This window comes from Bacteroides sp. Ga6A2 (assembly GCF_000702225.1).
Classification (GTDB): domain Bacteria; phylum Bacteroidota; class Bacteroidia; order Bacteroidales; family Bacteroidaceae; genus Ga6A1.
This window is the reverse complement of sequence record NZ_JNKX01000028.1, coordinates 46,304-52,351: the sequence shown is the minus strand read 5'-3', so window position 1 is coordinate 52,351 and position 6,048 is coordinate 46,304. Positions and strand designations below refer to the sequence as shown.

General features: G+C 49.8%; 5 protein-coding genes. All 5 read right to left on the bottom strand.

The genetic code is table 11. The features are described from left to right. Positions 1-233, bottom strand: a 233-nt coding sequence (locus tag T538_RS0108400) for a DUF4372 domain-containing protein (protein WP_031541001.1), incomplete at its 3' end; no start/stop codon positions are given. A gap of 241 nt (positions 234-474) precedes the next feature. Further along, the gene (locus T538_RS19220; protein WP_155994236.1) at positions 475-2,145 is read right to left on the bottom strand and encodes an aminodeoxychorismate synthase component I; all 1,671 of its coding nucleotides are present in this window, start codon (positions 2,143-2,145) and stop codon (positions 475-477) included. Between the two features lie 69 nt (positions 2,146-2,214). Then, the gene (rodA, locus tag T538_RS0108390; protein ID WP_031533248.1) at positions 2,215-3,708 is read right to left on the bottom strand and encodes a rod shape-determining protein RodA; all 1,494 of its coding nucleotides are present in this window, start codon (positions 3,706-3,708) and stop codon (positions 2,215-2,217) included. Continuing rightward, positions 3,689-5,545: a penicillin-binding protein 2 gene (gene mrdA / locus T538_RS0108385; protein ID WP_031533250.1), complete on the bottom strand. Its 1,857-nt coding sequence runs from the start codon at positions 5,543-5,545 to the stop codon at positions 3,689-3,691. The genes rodA and mrdA overlap by 20 nt, the downstream gene beginning before the upstream one ends. Then, positions 5,542-6,048: a rod shape-determining protein MreD gene (mreD, locus tag T538_RS0108380; RefSeq protein ID WP_031533251.1), complete on the bottom strand. Its 507-nt coding sequence runs from the start codon at positions 6,046-6,048 to the stop codon at positions 5,542-5,544. The genes mrdA and mreD overlap by 4 nt, the downstream gene beginning before the upstream one ends.

Sequence of the window (6,048 nt, the reverse complement as noted above, 5' to 3'; positions counted from 1 at the left end):
TGATGCAGTTTGTGCGCCTCCGCTTTCATGCCTATCTCCAGTTCGCGCAGGGAATCAAAGTGATTCAATATGCCAAACAGCATAACGACCAGATGCTGGTATCCGTCAAAACGCTTCACATATGATTCGCTGCCTTCTGTTTCACGGCTAATCTGCATGATTCTTTCACGGTCAAGCAGATTTAATATCTGACTATATACCGGCTGTCCGGTAAAATTGCTATCTTTGCCCATGTTATTGCTGTTTTGTGGTTAAAACAAAGATAACAAAAAGGGTCGGATTCCATGCGAGGAATACGACCTTATTTTTTTTCACTCTAAAAATGTTTTACCGGACAGCAATAATAACAAAAAAGCATTTGGTAATGCCATCAAGGCATAGCCTTGCAAAATAAACCAATCGGGCGGAAAGAAAAAGGCACACAGCCTCATCTTTCCGCCAGTTGTTTTTTATGGTATGTAGGTTATGACGAATCTAACAACCGACAATCTGCCCTACTGCCATGCGCTGCGCATCACAAATATCCATCATGGCATTGATGAAATATACCGTTTTGTAACGGCGTAGTTCATCGGCACGGATGTGACGTTCTTCAACCACCCCATCGTCGATAAGTCGCTGACGGCAAGTACCATGCAGCAGCGCATCCGACGGAGTGAAAAGATTTCCGTCGAAGTCCTCGAAGACAAGGTTGCAATAGCTGGCATCAGTAATCATTCCGTTGCGGACGATGATAACATCGTCGGTCTTGGCTTGCTGCACAAGGCGCGCCAACTGACGGCGGTCGGTACTCTTGTACTTGTAGCAGATGGCATCGTCGCAGACAAGGGCAACACTCTTTCGCACCTTCTGTTTGTATGATGAAAAAGCCATCGAACGAATAGCGTCGTCATACTCTATGCGACATTTAAACCGCCCTTTCCGCGCCTCGTCGGGAATTTCAAGATGCAGTTCGGGCAGCGGTTTATTATATATGTCGCGCACAGTCCTTTCCATTCGTTTAAGATGATAAGGCAGATGTTGCGGCTTGCCGTTGTTGATGCAGATAACCTCCGAGAAAGTCGGCTTTCTGATTGGAAGATAGATTTTCTCAATCACCTCGTCGTATTCGTTTCGGGCATTGCTCATAGCCGTTATTCCACCGCCGCTACGATAGAATTTGCGTCCGTTGTCGTCCTGTTCTATATATCTTATTATCACGCCACTATCGAGCGAAAAGCCGTCGAAATAGCCGAACACACCAGAATAAAATCCACGAGGCTCTTCCTCGGCTTCTTTTATAAGCCGAACAGTACTGGGCTTTGGCGCGCCCGACACGCTCCCTGCCGGAAGCATCGAGGTTATTATCTGTCCGAGATTCTGCCGCCAATCCGACGGTAGCCGACCAGTTATTTCGCTGCTAATCTGCAAGATGTGTGCACGGTCGGTTTGCAGTTCGGTTGCATACCTATAGCGTTCAACACGCACTTTCTCGGCAAACATGCTCAGGTCGTTCCGCAGCAGATCAACAACCGTTGCGTGTTCAGCACTCTCCTTCTTATCGGCAAGAATAACGTCGTTGGCGTTAGGAATGTCGGCATCAATAGTCCCCTTCATCGGATGGGTTGAGATTCTGCCGTCCGCGCTTATCGTAACGAAACACTCAGGCGAGAAACATACAAAGCGATTGGGAACGTAGAGAGAATATCGGGCTTCGGTAATCACGAAAATATCCTTCAGACTCAAATCCGTCTGAACGGGCGTTTTAACGGTGAGATTCGTCAGAAACGAGTCGCCCCGATGGAGTCCTTTCTCAACAATGTCGAAACGACGCTTGAATCTGTCGAACGGCTCGGGTTGAAACGTAAAGCCTTTGTTACAAGCAGTCTGAAACAGGTCTTTATTCACGTTCGAAGCCGACGGAATGTCGAAGAGGACATCGGTCTGACACAACGGTTCTTCGACGATGATGAACTCGGAACATTCGAAATCTGCTACAAAAAGAAACGGTTTCTGCCGTGCTGCAAGATGCGAGATGCGTTCGGCAGCCTCGCCTGCGTCAAAAAAAGTGGAATATGCCATGAATCCTGATAATAAAAAAGCAGCATCGGGATTCATGTGCGGTTTCAGAAGCACATGATACGGACACCATCGGTGTGTCCTCATAATGCAGGTGCAAAAATAGCATTTTTTTGCCTTCCTGTTGCAAGGAAAGCAAAAAAATACCGTCAGAATCTATCTTTTACTTGCACTCCAGCCGGAGTCAATCTTCAAGAATACGAACAAAAGAATGGTGAAGCCCCAAAGCGACGACCCTCCGTAACTGAAGAACGGCAGCGGGATTCCGATTACGGGAGTGAGTCCGAGCACCATTCCGACGTTTATGAACAGGTGAAACAAGAAGATACTCAGCACACAATAGCCGTAAACCCGCCCAAAGCGGTCGACCTGCCGCTCAGCCATTATAACCAGTCGGATAATCAGGCTGGCATAGAGCACAAGCACGAGCGAGCAGCCCCAGAATCCTTCCTCCTCGCCCACGGTGCAGAAGATAAAGTCGGTATCCTGCTCCGGAACGTACTTCAACTTAGTCTGCGTTCCATTCAGGAAGCCCTTGCCTGCGAGTCCGCCCGAGCCGATGGCAATCTTAGCCTGATTAACGTTGTATCCGGCTCCCGACAAGTCTTCTTCCAAACCCAGAACCACACGGATTCGCGCCTGCTGATGCGGCTGCATCACGTTGTTCAGAACATAGTCGGAAGAATAGAAAAAGGCTGCCGAGCCTAACGCAAAGAGCACAATGTAATAATACTCAACAATGCGGTCGCGCAGGGCGTAATAAAGCATCACGCCGATTGATACGAGCAGCAGAATGAGCTGCACCCACACCACGTTATACGGAATGGCAAAGACCGAGAACAGTATCGCCAGCGTCGTTCCGCCAACGCCAACACAAGCCAGAATCTTGAACACGTTGAACGCCTTTGTGTACACAAACACCATGGCGGTGACAAAGAGCTGAATCATAAACAGAACGGCAAACTCGCCACCCGACGTGAGAGCCGAGCCTCCGCCCGAAGAATATCCCGGGAAAATCATATCATCGCGGAAACGCACGCCCACAACAAAGTAGAGCACCGCCGACAGCGCGCAGAAGAGCAGCGAGCCGGGCATTCCCTCGCGATAGAACATTATAAAGAACGACAGGTAGACAAGAGCCGAACCAGTCTCGTTCTGCAACACGATGAGCATCATCGGCGTGAGGACGAACAATGCGCTGCGAGCCAGCGTCTTCCAGTCGAGTTCGGGATTCTGAAACGTATTCATGTATTTAGCCACAGCCAGAGCCGTGGCAAACTTGGCAAACTCTGCCGGCTGAATGCTTACAGGACCGAGTACGAGCCACGAATGTGAGCCTTTCACATCGGGCGCAATTACAATGGTGACGGCAAGCAGCACCAGCATCGCACCATATATTACATGGGCGAGCATCTCGAAAATCTTCGTCTCGAGCATCATTATTATAAAGCCGATGACCACCGCCAGTCCAATCCACACCAGCTGCTTTCCCGAGCGGCTGTCGAAACTGAAGAAATCGGTCTGACCGTAGTCGTAGCTTGCTCCGCAGACGCTTATCCATCCTGCGGCAAGCAGAAGCAGATAAATGATGATGCAAACCCAGTCGATGGATTTGAATAGACTTGTCTCCCTATCTCTGCCTGTCACCATAACTTATTCGTTTACTCTGGAACAATGCAGCCTTTGCCTCGCTGGCAGGCGACAATTTTCCGTTTATATATTTTTCAATCAGAAGCGAGCCTATAGGCACACCATAATCGGCACCGAAACCACCATTCTCAACATACACAGCCACGGCAATCTTTGGGTTGTTCATCGGAGCGAATCCCATGAAAACAGAGTGGTCGTGACCGCGGTTCTGCGCCGTACCAGTCTTTCCGCACACGTCAATGCCCGGAATTCTTGCGCCGGTACATGTACCACCCAGAACGGCTCTTCGCATACCGCCTACAACAACCTCGTAGTTCTTGCGGTTCACCTTAGTGTAATGCTTCTCGGTATATTTAGGGTCTAAGTCCTGCCCTTCGACCTTCTTAACCACATGAGGAGTGATGTAATATCCTCTGTTTGCAATAGTTGCGCACAGATTGCATATTTGCAGCGGCGTAAGGTTAACCTCGCCCTGCCCAATAGCAATACTAATGATTGTCAAGCCGTTCCACGAGCCCTTGTAAGCCTTGTCGTAGAACTGCGCGTTAGGAATAAGTCCGCGCTTCTCACCGGCAAGGTCTATGCCCAGTTTATAGCCAAAGCCCATGCTAACCATGTAGTCCTTCCACGTTGTCATGGCATTCTGAACGCGGCCGTACTTGTGCTTGTTGTTTATCATGTGATAGAGTCCCCAGCAGAAGTAAGCGTTGCACGATGTTCCGAGAGCAGGCTGAAGCGGCAGCGGAGATGCGTGTCCGTGGCAGCCCACATGCAAGCCCTTGAAGTAGAATCCGTGGCTGCACGAATATGAAGTCTCGGGCGTGATGATGCCTTCTTGCAGGAACGTTAGAGCCTGCGTTGTCTTGAAGGTAGAGCCCGGAGGATACTGTCCCATGATGGCACGGTTGAGCAGCGGCTTGCGAGGGTCGGCACTCAACATTCGGTGGTTCTTTCCGCGCTGGCGACCGGTCATTATTCGGGGGTCGTAATACGGAGCGGAAACCATGCAGAGCACCTCGCCGGTAGACGGCTCGATGGCAACGATGCTGCCAATCTTGCCTTCCATCAGTCTCTCGCCAAGAGCCTGCAAGTCCTTGTCGAGTCCGAGGGTAAGGTTTCGTCCGGGAACAGGACGCTTGTCGTACCGTCCGTTCTGGTATCTGCCTTTTATTCTGCCTCGCGCGTCGCGCAGAAGAATCTCCACGCCCTTTGTTCCACGCAGTTCCTTCTCGTAATATTTCTCTACGCCGAGTTTTCCGATATAGTCGCCGCCCTGATAGTAAGGGTCTTCCTCTATGTTAGCCTCCGAAACCTCACCCACGTCGCCAAGCACATGCGCGCCCATTCCGTAGGCATATTCGCGGATTGAACGCTTCTGGGTGTAGAAGCCCTTGAAGCGGAACATCTTCTCGTGGAAAGCCGAGAACTCCTCGGCAGAGAGTTGGTTAAGGAATATCTGCTGAGTGAATCGCGAATATCCCGGATTCTTGCTACGGTCTTTAATCGTAGCCATTCTTCTGATAAAGAATTCCTTACTGATATTCAGCGCGTTGCAGAGGTCGAGTGTATCAAGGTTCTTAATCTCCGACATCACAACCATAACGTCGTATGCCGGCTGATTGTAAACCAGCACGTTACCGTTGCGGTCGCTTATTGCTCCTCGTGTTGGGTACAGCACCCTGTTCTGAAAGGCGTTGCTGTCGGCATGCTGCTTGTATTCGTCGCTCATAATCTGAAGGAAGAAAAGGCGCATAATGTATGCGACCACGATGAACAATGTCATCGCAATCACCACGAACTTTCTTTTTTCCAGATTATAATTGCTGCCTCTTCTCATCTCCTTTTCGCAAATGCGGCCTCAATAGCCAAAATAAGTGCACAGGTAAACACAACGCTCGCCATGCAACTTGTAAGCATTCCGCTCCAATCGCTGAACGAGAACGCCTCGACAAGAAAATAGATTATATGATGAAAGAGCACCGCCATGAACAAAAATCGGGCATACGCGCTCCAGCCCATAGTGTCGGTGCCCGGCACGAAGTCGTCGTTGTTGTCGGCATCGACAAAAAGGTTCAGGGTAGGTGTCATGAACATAGCCAGAGCCGTTGTAGCAATGGCCGAAACGCCCATCGTATCGGTAAACGTGTCGGCAGCCCAGCCAATGAAGAAGCCGAACAGCAGTTGCTGCCATCTTGGGGTGAAACGCGACACCTTCAGTACTGCATACACATAAATCAGGGGTGTTGCATATCCCAGAAAATGAATATGGTTAAGCACCAGCGACTGCGTGAGCAGCAATATTATGGTAATTCCAACAAGTTTAAATAACTGAAGTATCAT